Genomic DNA, 16716 nt, shown 5'->3' on the forward strand with positions numbered 1-16716 from the left:
GGCGTCGGCCGCCGTCCGTCAGCGGCTGCCGTCCAGGATGACGCGGGCGACCAAGGCCGGGTCGTCGTTCATGGGGCAGTGGCCGCAGCCGGGCAGCCGGATCAGCCGGGCCTTGGGGATGATCTGCTTGGCGCGGACGCCCTGGCGGCGCACCAGCAGCAGGTCCCGGGTGCCCCAGCCCACGGTCACCGGCACGCCGGGGATGTCGTCGGTGAACTGGACGGCGGAGCCCGCCCGCAGGGTGTCGGCGAACCCGGTGGCCCGCGCGAGCGCCAGGGTCTCGGCGACCACGGCCTCGGGTGAACGGCGCGCCGGCCGGGCGTAGATGGTGCTGGTCAGGGCCGTCCGCCCGGCGGCCGTCCGGGACAGCCGCTCCACGAGCGGGAGCGGCAGGCGCTCCGCGATCCGGCGCATGGCGATGAGCACACCGAAGGCGTAGCGCCGCTCGGCCTGCGACCAGAACCCCGCCGGGGAGAGCGCGGTGACGGACCGTACGAGCTTCTCGCGGCCCAGTTCCAGCGCCAGCAGCCCGCCGAGCGAGTTGCCCGCCACGTGCGGCCGGTCCAGCTCCAGCGCCTCGAACAGGGCGCCCAGCACGGCGTTGGTGGTCGGCAGGTCGTAGGTGAGGCCGGCGGGCAGGCCGGGGGAGGCACCGAAGCCGGGCAGGTCCACGGCGATCACGTCCCGCTCGGTCGCGAGGATGTCCACCACCGGGTCCCAGGCCTGCCGGTGATGCCCTATGCCGTGGATCAGCACCAGGGGTTCACCGCGGCCCACGCGCGCGTAGGAGACGGTCACGTCGTGCTGACCGTGCTGCGGGGTCGCGACCTTGAAGGAGACGGTGGCGGACATGGGCACTCCTCGTCTGGCGGCTTCGGCGGACGCCGTAGACAGCTTGTCAGCAATTGCTACTGGCGGGTAGTCCCCGGTGGGGCGTGTCGCGCCAGGCACCCCTTCGGCCCGCCGGAAGCCCGCGGACCATTCTGGGCGGCCGGTCCGGCATGCGGGTCGATTCCGCCTGGACAGGCGGGAACGTGTCGGATGGGATGGTGCCGTGACCACCGACACCCTCACCGATGTCTTCGAGGAACACCGTCCCGTCCTCATGGGAGTCGCCTACCGCATGCTCGGCCGGGTGGCCGACGCGGAGGACGTGGTCCAGGACGCCTGGCTGCGCTGGTCCGGCGGCGACCGAGGCGAGGTGCGCGAGCCGCGCGGCTACCTGGTGCGCGTCACCACACGGCTCGCCATCGACCGGCTCCGGCAGATCCGGACGCGTGGCGAGAGCTATGTCGGGCCCTGGCTGCCCGAGCCGTACGTCACCGACTTCGGCGCCACCGTGCCCGACACCGCGGAGCGCGCCGAGCTGGCCGACTCCGTCTCGCTCGCGGTCCTCGTCGTCCTCGAATCGCTGTCGCCCCTGGAGCGCGCGGTGTTCGTGCTGCGCGAGGCCTTCGGCTACCCGCACGCCGAGATCGCCGCCATGCTCGACCGGGGCGAGGCCGCGGTGCGCCAGCTCGCCGGCCGCGCCCGGCGCCACGTCGACGAACGGCGGCCGCGCTACGCGGTGGACCCGGCCCAGCGCCGGGACCTCACCGAGCGGTTCCTCGCCGCCGCGGCCGAGGGCGACCTGGAGGGGCTGATGTCGCTGCTCGCGCCGGACGTCCGCCTGGTGAGCGACGGCGGCGGCAAGGCGACGGCGGCGCTGCGCGTCATCGACACCCCCGCCAAGGTCGGCCGGTTCCTCGTCGGCGTGGCCCGCAAGGAAGGGGCCGGACTGTCCTTCCACCCTCTGGAGGTCAACGGCGGCTTCGCCGTGCTCCTGCTGGCCGGGGACAGGCCCGACAGTGTGGTCCAGCTCGACGTCGCCGACGGTCTGGTCCGGGCCGTCCACGTCATCCGCAACCCGGACAAGCTGCGGTCCCTCCGGCCCCTCTGATCCCGGTCGGCACACGGCTCCCGTCGGTGGCCGCCGTACGACGGGAGCTTTGCCGCCATGTCACGAAAAGGACCCCGCGCGAACGCCTCGTGAACGCTGCGCTGCGGCACCGCTGTGCGTTCGCCAAGGGTTCGAGGATTGGTATTGACCAAGGGTGTGTGCCGTCCTATGGTCGCAGATAAGTACAACAACCTTTAATAAACAAGGGCGCTTAAAACGCCGCCGGACCACGGCGATTGCGGAGGACAGGGTGGGGACCACGCAGCTGGAAACGGTGCCGGAACCGAAATACTGGCATCTCAAGACCGTGCTCAGTGAGGCACTCGACTCGGAGTTCTCGGTCGGTGAGATCCTGCCCAACGAGCGCGACCTCGCCGCCCGCTTCGGCGTGGCCCGCGCCACGCTCCGTCAGGCCCTCGAACAGCTCGAACTGGAAGGCCGCCTCCAGCGCCGCCGCGGTGTCGGTACGACGGTCGCGCCCCCGCGCGTGGGCGTGGCGGTGGGCACCGACCAGCACGCCTGGCCGGGCGCCCCCGACGACGCCTGGCAGCCGGTCGACTGCACCCTCGCGGTGCCGCCCGCCGCCGTCGCGACCGCCCTGGAGACCGGTGCGGACGAACCCGTGCACATCGTGCGGCGCTCCCGCGTCTCCCACGGCCAGCCCGTCGCCGCCGAACTGCTCTACATCCCGGCGTCCGCGGTCCCGGACCTCACGGCGATCGACGCGCCCGCCGGAGCGGCACGCGCGCGTGCGGTCCTGCGCGAACTCCAGCACCTGGAGCTGGACGGCCGGGACAGCGCCGTGGAACTCGGCTCGGCCCGCGCGGACGACGCCAAGGAACTCGACCGGCTGCCCGGCGCCCCGGTCCTGGTCGTCACCACCCGCTTCCTCGCCGCCGGCCGCACCGCCGCGCTGTCCGTCGCCACCTACCGCGCGGACACCTGCCGGCTGACCTTCGGGGCCTCCGGCGGGGTGGAGATCCACCACGGCCCCGAACGCCAGGCCTCCTAGCGACCGCCCCCAGACCGACGCCCCGCGCCCCGGAACCCCTCCGGGGCGCGCGACGTTCCGTCCGCGCGCCACAGGCCTCCTGACGCTCAGCGGCGGGCCGTGACCGTCCCGTCGACCGCGAAGAGCTGTTCCTCCACGTGGTCCAGGGCGAGCCGCAGCGCGCCCGTCGCCACCGCCGCCTCGCCGAGGAGGGAGAGGGCCACCCGGGGCGGCCGCAGACAGTACCGGGCGAGTTCACGACGCAGCGGCTCCAGGACGCCGTCCAGCCCCGCCGCCCAGCCGCCGATCACCACCAGCTCCGGGTCCAGCGCGAGCACGAGCGCCGCCACGTCGTGGACCAGCCGCTGTATGAACCGGTCGACGGCGGCCCGCGCCCGCGTGTCCCCCTTCCGGGCCAGCGCGAACACCTCGGCGACCGCCTGCTCGTCCAGCGGATGCAGCGGCTCGTCGGTCGTCGACAGCAGCGTCTCCGGGGTGACCTCGCGCCCCAGCAGATGCAGCGCGCCGATCTCACCGGCCGCGCCGCCGTAGCCGCGGTGCAGGCGCCCGCCGATCAGCGAACCCGCGCCCGGACTCAGCCCCGCCATCACCATGACCACGTCGTCGGACTCAGTGGCGGCGCCCTTCCAGTGCTCGGCCACGGCCGCCGCGTTGGCGTCGTTCTCCACCAGCACCGGACACTTGAAGGACCGGCTCAGCCGCTCGCCGAGCCGCAGCCCGGTCCACTGGGGCAGCGCGGTGCCCAGCCGCACCCGGCCGTCCGCCTCGACGATCCCGGGCGTGCCGACCCCGACGGCCCGCAGCGAACCGCGTGCCACCCCGGCCCGGCGCAGCAGCTCGGCGACCGCGGTGCGCAGCCGCTCCAGGCGCTCGTCCGCGTCGGCCGCCTCGTCCACGTCCTTGGCCTGAGCCCCCAGCACCCGGCCGTCCAGATCGGCGAGCAGCGCGGCCACCCGGTGCGGCCCGATCTCCAGCCCCAGCAGATGCCCGGCCTCGGCGCGGAACCGGTACCGTCGCGCCGGCCGCCCCTGGCGCCGTGCGGCACCCTCCTCGGCCGCCTTCTCCACCACCAGACCGGCTTCGATCAGCCCCTCGACGACGCCCTCCACCGTCGGCCGGGACAGCCCGGTGACCCGGGTGATCTCGGTGAGTGTCGCGCAGTCGGTGGCCCGCAGCGCGTGCAGCACCACCGCGGAGTTGATCCTCCGCAACAGAGACGGATCACCGCCGGTCAGCCCCGCCAACGTCCGTCCTCCCAGCTAGCTCCGCGTGTTGGCCGGATCGTACTTCGCCGCCACCGACCCGGGCGAGTGCCCGGCACCCCCGACCCGCGAAAGATCCGCGCTCGCCAGGGCGCCACCCCCGGAGTGCCCGGCCGCCGAGACCCGGCTGACGGGACTCCTGACAGCCCGCCAATTGTCAGTGGGACCGGCTTTACTGGATCACATGGACATCGCGAAGTGCCTCGCCGTGATAGACGAGCTGTGCGCGGCGGACTTCCCGACGCGGTACGGCAGGACAGCGGTCGGCGAGGGCGGGCCGGGGTATCTGACCGCGGAGTTACAGACGAGCGCCGACTTCCACGAGGACGGCGGGAGCGAGCGGGACGAGACGGAGGCACAGTACGAGGCCGACCGGGACGCGCTGGGGGAGCGGCTCCGCGCGAGGTGGGGACCGGCCCGGAAGTTCAGCCTGTACAGCACCTTCGAGCGGGGCATGGACGGCGAGGACCTCGACGAGCCCTGGGCCTCGCTCAGCGACCACGTCCCGGATGTACACCTGTGGCCGACGGACGCCGGCCGCTGGATAGCCCTCGGCGTCTCCCAGTGGGACACCGAACTGCCCTTCCAACTGCTGGCGGTCGTCACGGTCATAGACCCACCGTGAAGGCTCCGCATACCACCCGCGGATCGTCACGGGCGTGGCGTCGGTCGGTCGAGTCACGCGGGGCCGAGGTGACGTCGCCCACCGGAGGACTTACCTCGCAGCGGGCGCGCTTCCCCACACCATGACGGCCGACTTCACGGCGTTCCGAGCCTGTCCTGCCTGATGACCGAACGGGCTTGGGTGATCCAGCCGGACACCGCGTCGGCGCCGCAGGTCTCGGCGACCGACTCGGCCTCGTCCAGGTGGTGCGCGGCCGTCGTGAAAAGTTCCGCCGCCTGCCCCACCCAGCCCTGCCTCGCCCGGTCCTGCCCGACCCGGTCCTGCCCCGTCATGGTGCCGCCCCTCGCCGCCGGATGATCGCGGCGCCGAGGGTACCTCCGAACTCCTGGGAAGACAGCGGGAATTACGGGGCGGAGTGTGCCGCTGCCTCGCGCAGGCGGCCGTACTCCTCCGCCATCGTCGCCGCCGTCCAGTGTGCGTTCAGGCCGCTGGGGTTCGGGAGTACCCACAGCCGGGTCTGCCCGATCGTCCGTTCCTGCGGACCCACCTGAGCCGTGCGGTCGGCGAAGGCGGCGCGGTAGGCCGTGACGCCGACCACCGCCAGCCACTTCGGGCGGACCCGCGTCACCTTGGCCGTCAGGAGTCGGCCGCCCTCGGTGTACTCCGCCGCCGTCAGTTCGTCGGCCCGCGCGGTCGCCCGCGCGACCACGTTGGTGATGCCGAGCCCGTAGGACAGCAACTCACCCTGTTCCGCGGGCTTCAGCAGCCGCGGGGTGAAGCCGGACAGGTGCAGCACCGGCCAGAAGCGGTTGCCGGGTCGGGCGAAGTGGTGGCCGGTGGCCGCCGTCATCAGACCCGGGTTGATGCCGCAGAACAGGACACGGAGGCCGTCCGCGATGACGTCCGGGACGAGCCGGTCGCGGGCGGCCTCCAGTTCCGCCACCGTGAAGCGGGTCAGAGGATCGCCCCCGGCGTGTACCCCGCGGCCTCCGGGTGCTGCTTCACGATCTCCTCGATCCGGCCGACGACGAAACCGACCTGGGCGGCGGCCGCTCCGGTGAAGGACAGCTTGTCGGCCATCAGGGCGGCCAGCTGCTCGCGGTCGAGCGGCAGCCGCTCGTCGGCGGCCAGCTTGTCGAGCAGGTCGTTGCGCTCGGCGCCCCGCTCCCGCATCGCGAGGGCGGTGGCGACGGCGTTCTCCTTGATCGCCTCGTGGGCCACCTCCCGGCCGACACCCGCGCGCACCGCGCCCATCAGCACCTTGGTGGTGGCGAGGAACGGCAGGTAGCGGTCCAGCTCCCGCGCGATGACCGCGGGGAAGGCGCCGAACTCGTCGAGGACCGTCAGGAACGTCTCCAGCAGACCGTCCAGGGCGAAGAACGCGTCCGGCAGGGCGACCCGGCGCACCACCGAGCAGGACACGTCGCCCTCGTTCCACTGGTCGCCCGCCAGCTCGCCGGTCATCGAGGCGTAGCCGCGCAGGATGACCATCAGGCCGTTGACGCGCTCGCAGGACCGCGTGTTCATCTTGTGCGGCATCGCCGAGGAGCCCACCTGGCCCGGCTTGAAGCCCTCCGTCACCAGCTCGTGCCCGGCCATCAGCCGGACCGTCTTGGCCAGCGAGGACGGCGCCGCGGCCAGCTGCACCAGCGCGGTCACCACCTCGTAGTCCAGCGAGCGCGGGTACACCTGGCCGACCGAGGTGAACGCCTGCGAGAAGCCCAGGTGCCCGGCGATCCGGTTCTCCAGCTCGGCCAGCTTCGCCGCGTCCCCGCCCAGCAGGTCCAGCATGTCCTGGGCGGTGCCCACCGGGCCCTTGATGCCGCGCAGCGGGTAGCGGGCGAGGAGCTCCTCGACCCGCCCGTACGCCACCAGCAGCTCGTCGGCGGCGGTCGCGAACCGCTTGCCGAGGGTGGTGGCCTGTGCCGCCACGTTGTGGGAGCGGCCGGCCATGACCAGCTCGGCGTACTCGCCCGCCAGCTTGCCGAGCCGCGCCAGGACGGCCACCGTACGGTCGCGCACCAGCTCCAGCGAGAGCCGGATCTGCAACTGCTCCACGTTCTCCGTGAGGTCCCGGGAGGTCATGCCCTTGTGCACGTGCTCGTGCCCGGCGAGGTCGTTGAACTCCTCGATGCGCGCCTTCACGTCGTGCCGGGTGACCTTCTCGCGCTCGGCGATCGAGGCCAGGTCGACGGTGTCGAGGACGCGCTCGTAGTCGGCGATCGCCGCGTCCGGCACCTCGATCCCGAGGTCCTTCTGGGCCCGCAGCACGGCGAGCCAGAGCTGCCGCTCCAGCTTCACCTTCTGCTCGGGCGACCAGAGCGTGGCGAGCTCGGCGGAGGCGTAGCGTCCGGCGAGGACGTTCGGGATGCGGGGCTTGGCGGCTGCGGCAGAAGTCACGTGTACGGATTCTACTGGTCGATTCGTGCAGGCCAGCGCCACGGGCCCAGTCGTGCGAAGCTACGAGAGCCGCGTCACGGCTGGGGCAGGTCGGCCAGCTCCGCCAGGACGTCCGCGTGGCACGGCTGCGGTGCGCACCAGCAGGCCAGAGTCCGTCCGCGCAGGTCCGCCACCAGCTCCAGCAGTTCGGGCCGCTCCAGGAGGTACGCCCGGTACATCGCCATCACCTCGGCCCGGGTGCCGTCCCGCTTCTTCTTCGGGGTGTCGTAGGCGAAGGGGTTGCGCAGCGGGTGGTGTGGCAGGTCCCAGCCGCCCATGGTCCAGCGGCGGCCGACGTAGACGACGTCCGCGGGGGCGTGCTCCAGCCGGGGGCCGAACTCGTGGATCCGGCCCCGGACACTGATCACCCGTGTGGACACAGGACCGACGCTACGCCTCGTAGGGCAGCAGCTCCGGCCGCTTCGGCGCGCGGCCGTCGCCGGAGGAGCGGCCGGTGAGCCGACGGCCTATCCAGGGCAGCAGGTACTGCCGGGTGAAGCGGACGTCCTCGACGCGGCGCGCGGCCCAGCCGGGCGGTGCCGTGGCCGGCATCGGCGTGCGCCACTCGGCGTCCTCGGGGTCGTAGCCGAGGGTCTGCCAGACCGCCTCGGCGACCCTGCGGTGCCCCTCGGGCGTCAGGTGCAGCCGGTCCACGTCCCACAGCCGGGGGTCGGCCAGGGAGGGCGCGCCGTACAGGTCGACCACGCGGGCGCCGTGCCGCCCGGCGAGTTCCTCGACGATCTCGAACAGCGCCTCCATGCGGGGCCGGAACCGTTCGAGGACCGGGCCGTTGCGGCCGGGGCTGCGCATCAGCACCAGCTGCTCGCAGGCCGGCGCCAGCCGCTCCACCGCCTCGGTGAGCAGATCACGGACGCGCTGCATGTCGCACTTGGGGCGCAGGGTGTCGTTGAGGCCGCCGACCAGGGTGATCACGTCGGGTCGCATCGCGACCGCCACGTCCACCTGCTCCTCGACGATCTGTCCGATCAGCTTTCCGCGCACCGCGAGGTTCGCGTAGCGGAAGCCGGGGGTGCGGGCGGCCATCCGGTTGGCGAGGACGTCGGCCCAGCCCCGGTAGGAGCCGTCGGGCAGCAGGTCCGACATGCCCTCGGTGAAGGAGTCGCCGACCGCGACCAGGCTGGAGTGTGCGGGAGGCACGGAATTCGTCTGCATGGCGACGGAAATGGTATCCCGAGGCGCATACCCGTCAGTCGGTCCGGTGGCGCCCGGAGGGACACGGGGAACCGCGCGAGCAGCCGCGGCGGTGCCCGCGCACGGTCCGTGGACCGTGCGCGGCACTCTCCGTGGACCGGTCACACGCGCTGCCCGAACAGCTCCCGCAGCACGTCCTCCATGGTCACCAGGCCCGCCATCCGCCCGTCGTCGCCGAGCACACCCGCCAGATGGGTACGGCTGCCGCGCATCGCGGTGAGCACGTCGTCCAGCGGTGTGTTCTCGCGCACACGCGCGATGGGCCGCATGTCGCGCAGCCGGAACGGCACGTCCTGGGGCGAGGCGTCCAGCGCGTCCTTGACATGCAGGTAGCCGACGATCCGCCGTACCTCGTCGACCACCGGGAAGCGGGAGAAACCGGACTCCGCAGACAGCCGCTCCAGCTCCTCCGGGGTGACGCCCACGCGCGCGTAGACGACCCGTTCCAGCGGTACGATCACGTCCCGCACGGGACGGCGGCCCAGTTCCAGGGCGTCGTGCAGCCGCTCCTGCGCCCGGTCGTCGATCAGGCCCGCCTCGCTGGCGTCCTTGACGATCTCGGCGAGCTCGGCGTCCGTGAAGGTCGCCGAGACCTCGTCCTTGGTCTCCACGCGCAGCAGCTTGAGCAGGGTGTTGGCGAAGGCGTTGACCGTGAAGATCACCGGGCGCAGCGCCCGCGACAGCGTGACCAGCGGCGGTCCGAGCAGCAGCGCGCTGCGTACCGGCTCGGCCAGCGCCACGTTCTTCGGCACCATCTCGCCCAGCAGCATGTGCAGATAGGTCGCCAGGGCCAGCGCGATCACGAAGGACACGACGTGGCCCGCGCTCTCGGGCACGCCGACCGTGTGGAACACCGGCTCCAGCAGATGCTCGATCGCGGGCTCCGCGACCACGCCCAGCACCAGCGTGCACAGTGTGATGCCGAGCTGGGCGGCGGCCAGGAGCGCGGAGACGTGCTCCAGGCCCCACAGCACGCTCTTGGCCCGCCGGTCGCCTGCCTCGGCGTACGGCTCGATCTGGGAGCGGCGCACCGAGATCAGCGCGAACTCGGCGCCGACGAAGAAGGCGTTCACGACCAGCGTCGCCAGCCCGATCAACAGCTGTACGGCGGTCATCGGTGCGCCTCCCGCTCCGTCTCGTCGTCCAGCGGGGCGTGCAGCAGCACCCGCGCCGCCCGCCGCCCCGCCGCGTCCACCACGTCCAGCCGCCACCCGGCGACCTCCACGCTGTCCCCGGTCTCGGGTATCCGGCCCAGCTCGGCCGCGACGAGACCGGCCAGTGTCTCGTACGGCCCCTCGGGCGCCCGCAGGCCCACGCGCGCGAGCTGGTCCATCCGGGCCGCGCCGTCCGCCGAGTACAGCGCGCGGCCCTGTTCGTCCGCGCCCGCGGGGGCGAGGTCGGACATCTCGTGCGGGTCGTGTTCGTCGCGGACCTCGCCGACGACCTCCTCGACGATGTCCTCCAGGGTGGCGACCCCCGCCGTACCGCCGTACTCGTCGATGACGACGGCCATGGTGCGCCGGCCGCCGAGGCGGTCCAGCAGCCGGTCGACGGTGAGGGACTCGGGGACCAGCAGCGGTTCGCGCATCACCTGGTCGACCCGGACCCGGGCCCGCTCCTCGGCGGGCATGGCCAGGACGTCCTTGATGTGGGCGGTGCCGACGACCGCGTCCAGGCTGTCCCGGTAGACCGGGAAGCGGGACAGGCCGGTCGCGCGGGTCGCGTTCGCCACGTCCTCGCAGGTCGCCCGGACCTCCAGGGCGACCACCTGCACGCGCGGGGTCATCACGTTCTCCGCCGTGAGGTCGGCGAGGTTCAGTGTGCGCACGAACAGCTCGGCGGTGTCCGGCTCCAGCGCGCCCTGCCTGGCGGAGTGCCGGGCCAGCGCGGCCAGCTCCTGGGGGCCGCGCGCGGAGGCCAGCTCCTCGGCGGGCTCCACGCCGAAGCGTCGTACCACCCGGTTCGCGGAGTTGTTGAGATGGGTGATGAACGGCCGGAAGGCCGCGCTGAACCAGCGCTGGGCGTTGCCCACCCGCTTGGCCACGGGCAGCGGCGAGGAGATCGCCCAGTTCTTGGGCACCAGTTCGCCGACGACCATCAGGAACACCGTGGACAGCGCGGTGCCGATGACCAGACCGACCGAGCTCGCCGCCGACGCCGAGACGCCGATCGCCTCCAGCGGGCCGGCCAGCAGCTTGGCGATGGAGGGCTCGGCGAGCATGCCGACCACCAGGTTGGTGACGGTGATGCCGAGCTGCGCCCCCGAGAGCTGGAACGTCAGGTTCCGTACGGCCTTGAGGGCGCCGGCGGCTCCGCGCTCGCCGCGCTCCACGGCGCGCTCCAGTTCGCCGCGTTCGACCGTGGTCAGTGAGAACTCGGCCGCGACGAAGGCGCCGCAGGCGAGCGACAGCAGGATCGCCACCAGCAGGAGGAGCACTTCGGTCATCGGGTCACCTCCGTCCCATGGTCGGACAGGGCGGACGGGACCGCGCGGTGTTGCCGGTACTGAGGACTGGGAGGCTCGCCCATGGGCGGACGCTCACACACCTTTCATCGGGGATCGGGACGACCCCTCAATGGTAAAGGATCGGCAAAGCGTTTCACTCGGAGACCTCTGCCAGCGGTTTCACCCACCGCCGCCACTTCTCCTCCGGCTGGTACCCCGCCGCGCGCCAGGCATGGTGGGCGGTCTCGTTGCGGACCAGCACCATCGCGTCCCCGCGCCGCCCGCCGAGCCGTACGAAGCGCTCCTCGGCGGCCGCCAGCAGCGCCGAGCCGATGCCCCGGCGGCGCCGCTCCGGGTGCACGGCCAGCCGGTACAGGTGGCAGCGCCAGCCGTCGAAGCCCGCGATCACCGTGCCCACCAGTTCGCCGTCGAGTTCGGCGAGCAGCAGTGCCCCGGGGTCCCGGGCGACCAGGCGGTCCACCCCGCCGCGGTCGTCGCTGATGCTGGTGCCCTCGGCCGCCGTCCGCCAGAAGGCGAGCACGGCGTCCAGGTCGTCGGGCGCGGCGGCCCGTACACGAAGGTCTGTCATGCGGTGATCCCACCACAACCGCCTTTGCGGACCCGCCAATTCCAGAATGCGGACGACCCCACCGCCCAGGTCGCGCGCCCCGGCCGTCCCTGTCGCGCGCCCCGGCCGTCCCGGGCGCGCGGCGCACCGCACGGTCCGGTTCACTCGTGCGCGATCGCCGCCAGCACGTTCATGCGGGACGCGCGCAGCGCCGGCAGCAGCGCGGCCACGATGCCCACCACCGCCGAGCCGATCACGACCGCGACGATCGTGCCCCACGGGACCGCCAGCGCCTTCATGCCCTGGAGCGCCAGGACCCGCTGGGTGCACACGCCCCACACCAGGCCGAGCGCCAGCCCCAGGACCGCCCCGAACACCGCGATCACCACCGACTCCAGCCGGATCATCCGGCGCAGCTGCCGCCGGGCCAGCCCGATCGCGCGCAGCAGCCCGATCTCCCGGGTGCGCTCCACCACCGACAGCGCGAGCGTGTTCACCACCCCGAGCACCGCGATCACGATCGCCAGACCGAGCAGCGCGTACACCAGATAGAGCAGTACCGAGATCTGGTCGTGGACCAGCTTCTTGTAGTCGGCCTGGTCACGGACCTGCACCTGGGGGAACGGGGCGAGGGTCCGCTCCAGGTTCGCGCGGAGCCGGTCCGCGCTCGTACCCGCGGCCCGGTTGACGTACAGCGCCGAGTCCTGGCCGCCGGGGACGTACTTCTCCACGGTGGCGATGCCGAAGAACAGCCCGCCCTGGGTGCCGAATCCGCTGCCGCCGTCCTGGTCGCTGAGGGCGCCCACCCTCATGTCGGCGGTCCTGCCGCCCGGGAACCGGACGGGGAGCACGGTGCCCAGCCGGACCTGGTGGTCCTCGGCGAAGCGGGCGTCCATGCCGAGACTGCCGGCGGCCAGCGCGGCGGCCGTGTCACCGCCCTTGTACGCGACATGGGCGACCTGGTCGACCTGCGGGTCGTACCCCGCGGCGGTGGTGGTGACCCGCTTGCCGTCCGGCAGCCGTACCGCCACCGGCGCGAACCGCTGCCGTACGACGAGTCCCACGCCCTCGGTGCCGCGCACCTTGTCCGTGATCTCCTCGGTGAACGGCAGGAAGCTGCCGTTCTGGATCACGAGGTCGGCGCCCAGCGTCTTGTCGATCTGCTGGTCGAACGACGCGGACATGGAGGCGCTGGCCACCGACATCCCGCCGACCAGGGCGAGGCCCACCATCAGCGCGGCGGCGGTGGCACCGGTCCGGCGCGGGTTGCGCAGGGCGTTGCGCTGGCTCATCCGGCCGACCGGGCCGAACAGGGCGGGGAAGGCCCCGCCGAGGACCCGGATCACCGGCCGGACCAGCAGCGGTCCGGCGATCACCGTCGCGATCAGGGTCAGGACGACCCCGAGCCCGAGCAACGAGGCCGCGGCGGCGGTCCTGTGGGCGGCCGCGCAGCCCGCGAGGGCCGCCGCCCCGAGCGCCCCGACGGCCGAGCCCACCACGGCCCGCACCTTCAACGGCTTGCCCACACCGGCGATCTCGGCGTCCGCGAGCGCCGCCATCGGCGACACGGCGGCCGCGCGCCGGGCGGGCAGGTAGGCGGCGACGAAGGTGACGCCGACCCCCACCGCGTACGCGGCCACCGGGGTGCCCCAGCCGATGACCATCTCCGTGGCCTTGAGGTTCATGCCGATCGCGGACATCAGCCCGATCAGCCCGAACGCCAGCCCGATCCCGGCGCCCAGCCCCAGCGTCGAGCCGACCAGCCCGAGCAGCACCGCCTCGGTGAGCACGGACCGCCGGACCTGCCGCCGGTCGGCGCCCAGGGCACGCAGCAGGCCCAGCTCACGGGTGCGCTGGGCGATCAGCATGGAGAAGGTGTTGACGATCAGGAAGACGCCGACCAGGGTCGCTATGCCCGCGAACCCGAGCATCACGTACTTGATGACGTCCAGGAAGCCGCCGAGGTCCGCCGCGGAGGACTTCGCCTGCTCGTCGGCGGTCTTCAGGTCGTACGTCCCGGTGCCGATCGCGGCGCCGATCCGGCCCTTCAGCTCGGCGTCGGTCACGCCCTCGGCCGCGTCCACCGAGATGCTGGTGGCCCGGCCGGGGGAGCCCAGCAGTTCTCTGGCGGCGACCGCCGGGTCCAGGAAGACCAGGGCGGCGCCCGGGTTGGTGGTGGTGAAGGTGGCGATGCCGACGATCTCGACCCGGAAGGTGCCGGGCTGCGCCTGCACGGTCAGCGTGTCGCCGATGCGGACGTGCTTCCTGTCGGCGGTGTCCGCGTCGAGGAGGGCCTGGCCGGCACCCCGCGGGACGTGCCCGGAGGTGAGTCTCACCGGGCTGCGGTGGGTGAGGTACCAGTCGGTGGCGATGGTCGGGGCGCCGGTGGTGGAGCCGACCGACTCGTTGTGGCGGTCGACCACCACGACGTTCTGCACGGAGACGTCCGCGTGCGTCCCGGCGACGCCGTCGACCTTCGCGACCCGGTCGGCCAGCGCGGCCGGCACGGTCTGTACGGCACCCGTGGGCACCGACGACTTGAGGTCCTGCTTCGGCTCGACCGTCACGTCGGCGGAGGTGGAGGCGAACAGCCGGTCGAAGGTGCGGGACACGGTGTCGGAGAAGATCAGGCTGCCCGCGACGAACGCCACGGACAGGACGATGGCCAGCGCGGACAGCAGGAGCCGTCCCTTGTGGGCCAGAAAGCTCCGCAGGGTCGCCTTGAGCACCGGCTCAGTCCTCCTCGGACGCCGAGGAACCGTCTCGCTCGGCGGAACCCCGGCCCGCGGGGTCGCCGTCGCCGCCCTCGACACGGCCGGCGGTCTCGCCGCGGCCGCTGCCCTCGTCACGGCCGCCGCCTTCGTCACGGCCGCCGTCCTCGTCGCGGCCGGCGCCTTCGTCACCGCCACCGGAGAAGCGGCGCATCCGTTCCAGCACGGCCTCCGCCGTGGGTTCCTCGATCCGGTCCACGATCCGGCCGTCCGCGAGGAAGAGCACCAGGTCGGAGTGGCCGGCGGCGCTCGGGTCATGGGTGACCATCACGACCGTCTGCCCCAGCCGGTCGACGGCCTCCCGCAGGAAGCCCAGCACCTCCAGGCCGGCCCGTGAGTCCAGGTTGCCGGTCGGCTCGTCGGCGAAGATCAGCTCAGGGCGGGAGGCCAGCGCCCGGGCACAGGCCACCCGCTGCTGCTGGCCGCCGGAGAGCTGGGCCGGCCGGTGTCCCAGCCGGTCCCGCAGCCCGAGCGTGTCGATGACCTGGTCCACCCACTTCCGGTCGGGCCTGCGGCCCGCGATGTCCATGGGCAGCGTGATGTTCTCGGCCGCGTTCAGCGTGGGTATCAGGTTGAACGACTGGAACATGAACCCGATCCGGTCCCGGCGCAGCCGGGTCAGCTCGCGTTCCTTGAGCCCGGTGATCTCGGTGCCGCCGAGCCAGACCTGACCGGCCGACACGTCGTCCAGCCCCGCCAGGCAGTGCATCAACGTGGACTTCCCGGAACCCGAGGGACCCATCACCGCGGTGAAGCGGCCGCGGGCGATGTCCACGTCCACCGAGTCCAGCGCGAGCACGGCCGTCTCACCCGCCCCGTACGCCTTGGTCAGCCCGCGCGCGCGGGCCGCGATCGCGTCGGCTGCGGGTGCCTGAGCAGCAGGTGTCGACAAGACTGCCTCCCTCGCTGGCGTGCGCTGGCGCGGACCTCTTCGTCCGGGGCGAGCGTAGTGTGACCCGTCCCACAGGCGGTATCACTTTTCGATTCCGATGCGCGCTTGCCGTTGCTAGCGCTCCGGCGCTAGCTTCGAGGTATGGCTAAGACCCAGCTGAACGTGCGGGTGGACGAGGGCACCGCCAGGGCCGCCCGCGAACGCGCCCTCGCGCGGGGCATGAGTGTCAACCGCTACATAGAGGAACTGGTCATGCAGGACACGGGTGAAGCGGGCCGGACGTTCGTCGAGGCCGCCGCCGACTTCATGAAGCAGTACGAGTCCGTCTTCGCCGAGGAGTTCGGCGAGACGCACGGTACCGACACCGCTGACAAGACCGAAGGCCGTCACTGATCCCTTGAGCGATGTGACCATCGACCTCGCCTGGCTCCTCATGCTCGCCGAACAGAAGACCCCCGGTGACCCGCAGGTCACCGACTGGGGAGCGCTGATCGCGGCCGTGGCCCGGCACCAGGCCGAGATATTCGACGTGCCCGTCTACGACACCCCGCACGCCCGTGCCGCGGCCCTGCTGCAACTCCTGATCCACGTCCCGGCGCTGGAGCGCTCGAACGCCCTGTTCGCGTCCTCCGTCGCCTACGCGTACCTGGTCGCGAGCGGCCTGAAGATCGCCACCTCGCCCGAGCAGGTCCGCGATCTGGCCCGGCTCGTCAAGTCCGGCGATGCCGGTGTCGCCGACATCGCCGAGGAACTGCGCCGCTGGAGCCTGTGAGCGGCACTCCCTGGGAGCTGCCCTGAGCACTGCTCCCTGTGAGCGGTGCTCAGGGTCCGGGCTCCGGTGGCCGGCGTGCGACGCCGAGGACGCAGTACGAGGACGGCAGCCGCGGCCCGCTCCCCGGCACCAGCACCTGCTGGTAGGGGCCGAGTTCGAAGCCGGCCGCGCGCAACGCGGTGACCGGATCGCGGGCGAGGTGACAGCCGCCGGCCAGCACCGGCCACACCGTCCGGTCCAGGGCTCGCTGGGTGAACCGCATCGCCGGCCCGCCGCCCCGGCCGTGCTCGAAGAACCGCAGCTCACCGCCCGGCCGCAGCACCCGTCGTGCCTCGGCGAGCGCCCGCGGCACGTCCCGGACACTGCACAGCACCAGGGACAGCACCGCCGCGTCGTAGGCCTCGCTCTTGACCGGCAGCGCCTCCGCCGCGCCCGGCACCACGTCCACCGGGACCTCGGCGCGCACGGCGGCCTCCACCGCCAGCAGTCGCAGGGTGCGCTCCGGCTCGATCGCGACGACCTCCGCGACCGCACGCGGATACCGCGCGAAGTTCAGCCCGTTCCCCGCACCGATCTCGATCACCCGCCCGGACAGCCCGGAGAGCAGCCGCTCCCGGATCGCCGCCAGTCCGAGTCCGGTCTCGGCACGGGCGCTGCACCGGGCGTAGAAACGGGCGAACAGCGGGTGGTGGACGGGATCCCGCACCGGTGTTCCGGTACTGACGGACATCAGCCGCATGACGACCTCCCGACGGAAGCAGGTCCACGGTGATTGTCC

General features: G+C 72.7%; 18 protein-coding genes. 5 read left to right on the top strand and 13 right to left on the bottom strand.

Annotated elements, in window-relative coordinates; translation table 11 throughout:
• Positions 1 to 18 precede the first annotated feature (18 nt).
• A complete protein-coding gene (locus tag MB828_RS06630) occupies positions 19 to 852 on the bottom strand; it encodes an alpha/beta fold hydrolase (RefSeq protein ID WP_133024782.1) in 834 nt (277 codons plus the stop codon).
• Between the two features lie 202 nt (positions 853 to 1054).
• Between MB828_RS06630 and MB828_RS06635 the strand changes: the two genes are divergently transcribed.
• Positions 1055 to 1939, top strand: a complete 885-nt coding sequence (locus tag MB828_RS06635; RefSeq protein WP_133024783.1) for an RNA polymerase sigma-70 factor — start codon at positions 1055 to 1057, stop codon at positions 1937 to 1939.
• 250 nt (positions 1940 to 2189) lie between these two features.
• Complete coding sequence (locus MB828_RS06640) at positions 2190 to 2951, top strand: GntR family transcriptional regulator (protein ID WP_133024784.1); 762 nt, start codon at positions 2190 to 2192, stop codon at positions 2949 to 2951.
• An 86-nt stretch (positions 2952 to 3037) separates the two neighbouring features.
• On the opposite strand, the gene MB828_RS06645 is transcribed toward MB828_RS06640, so the two are convergent.
• On the bottom strand, positions 3038 to 4195 hold the full coding sequence (locus MB828_RS06645; protein WP_133024785.1) for an ROK family transcriptional regulator: 1158 nt from the start codon (positions 4193 to 4195) through the stop codon (positions 3038 to 3040).
• A 202-nt stretch (positions 4196 to 4397) separates the two neighbouring features.
• Here MB828_RS06645 and MB828_RS06650 point away from each other — a divergent pair, with 202 nt between their 5' ends.
• Entirely contained in the window at positions 4398 to 4838 is a 441-nt protein-coding gene (locus MB828_RS06650) for a hypothetical protein (RefSeq protein ID WP_301647340.1), read from the top strand.
• Between the two features lie 134 nt (positions 4839 to 4972).
• On the opposite strand, the gene MB828_RS06655 is transcribed toward MB828_RS06650, so the two are convergent.
• The 10 genes from MB828_RS06655 to MB828_RS06700 all read right to left on the bottom strand — a co-directional run bounded on the left by MB828_RS06655 (position 4973) and on the right by MB828_RS06700 (position 15166).
• A complete protein-coding gene (locus MB828_RS06655) occupies positions 4973 to 5170 on the bottom strand; it encodes a hypothetical protein (protein WP_301647341.1) in 198 nt (65 codons plus the stop codon).
• A 71-nt stretch (positions 5171 to 5241) separates the two neighbouring features.
• Entirely contained in the window at positions 5242 to 5796 is a 555-nt protein-coding gene (gene mug, locus MB828_RS06660) for a G/U mismatch-specific DNA glycosylase (protein WP_301647488.1), read from the bottom strand.
• On the bottom strand, positions 5793 to 7238 hold the full coding sequence (gene purB / locus MB828_RS06665) for an adenylosuccinate lyase (protein ID WP_301647342.1): 1446 nt from the start codon (positions 7236 to 7238) through the stop codon (positions 5793 to 5795). Before purB ends, mug begins: the two co-directional genes overlap by 4 nt.
• A gap of 74 nt (positions 7239 to 7312) precedes the next feature.
• Positions 7313 to 7657, bottom strand: coding sequence for a DUF4326 domain-containing protein (locus MB828_RS06670; protein WP_301647343.1), 345 nt, complete (start codon positions 7655 to 7657; stop codon positions 7313 to 7315).
• Between the two features lie 10 nt (positions 7658 to 7667).
• The gene (locus tag MB828_RS06675) at positions 7668 to 8450 is read right to left on the bottom strand and encodes an SGNH/GDSL hydrolase family protein (RefSeq protein WP_301647344.1); all 783 of its coding nucleotides are present in this window, start codon (positions 8448 to 8450) and stop codon (positions 7668 to 7670) included.
• A 140-nt stretch (positions 8451 to 8590) separates the two neighbouring features.
• Entirely contained in the window at positions 8591 to 9604 is a 1014-nt protein-coding gene (locus tag MB828_RS06680) for a hemolysin family protein (protein WP_301647345.1), read from the bottom strand.
• Positions 9601 to 10935 carry a hemolysin family protein gene (locus MB828_RS06685; protein ID WP_301647346.1) on the bottom strand — a complete coding sequence of 445 codons (1335 nt, stop codon included), beginning with the start codon at positions 10933 to 10935 and terminating at the stop codon, positions 9601 to 9603. Before MB828_RS06685 ends, MB828_RS06680 begins: the two co-directional genes overlap by 4 nt.
• A gap of 154 nt (positions 10936 to 11089) precedes the next feature.
• Positions 11090 to 11524, bottom strand: coding sequence for a GNAT family N-acetyltransferase (locus MB828_RS06690; RefSeq protein WP_301647347.1), 435 nt, complete (start codon positions 11522 to 11524; stop codon positions 11090 to 11092).
• 140 nt (positions 11525 to 11664) lie between these two features.
• Entirely contained in the window at positions 11665 to 14232 is a 2568-nt protein-coding gene (locus MB828_RS06695) for an ABC transporter permease (RefSeq protein ID WP_301647348.1), read from the bottom strand.
• 4 nt (positions 14233 to 14236) lie between these two features.
• On the bottom strand, positions 14237 to 15166 hold the full coding sequence (locus MB828_RS06700; protein ID WP_301647349.1) for an ABC transporter ATP-binding protein: 930 nt from the start codon (positions 15164 to 15166) through the stop codon (positions 14237 to 14239).
• 141 nt (positions 15167 to 15307) lie between these two features.
• On the opposite strand from MB828_RS06700, the gene MB828_RS06705 reads away from it, so the two are divergent.
• Together MB828_RS06705 and MB828_RS06710 are read left to right on the top strand one after the other, a co-directional pair.
• Positions 15308 to 15559, top strand: coding sequence for a toxin-antitoxin system HicB family antitoxin (locus MB828_RS06705; RefSeq protein ID WP_133024799.1), 252 nt, complete (start codon positions 15308 to 15310; stop codon positions 15557 to 15559).
• Between the two features lie 4 nt (positions 15560 to 15563).
• Positions 15564 to 15938 carry a fic family toxin-antitoxin system, toxin component gene (locus tag MB828_RS06710; protein ID WP_133024800.1) on the top strand — a complete coding sequence of 125 codons (375 nt, stop codon included), beginning with the start codon at positions 15564 to 15566 and terminating at the stop codon, positions 15936 to 15938.
• Positions 15939 to 15987: 49 nt separating this feature from the next.
• Here the strand turns inward: MB828_RS06710 and MB828_RS06715 are convergent, their stop codons facing one another.
• Positions 15988 to 16677, bottom strand: coding sequence for a class I SAM-dependent methyltransferase (locus MB828_RS06715; RefSeq protein WP_133024801.1), 690 nt, complete (start codon positions 16675 to 16677; stop codon positions 15988 to 15990).
• Between the last annotated feature and the right edge of the window lie 39 nt (positions 16678 to 16716).

Origin of the sequence: Streptomyces arenae (genome assembly GCF_022343545.1) — a bacterium.
Lineage (GTDB): Bacteria > Actinomycetota > Actinomycetes > Streptomycetales > Streptomycetaceae > Streptomyces > Streptomyces humi.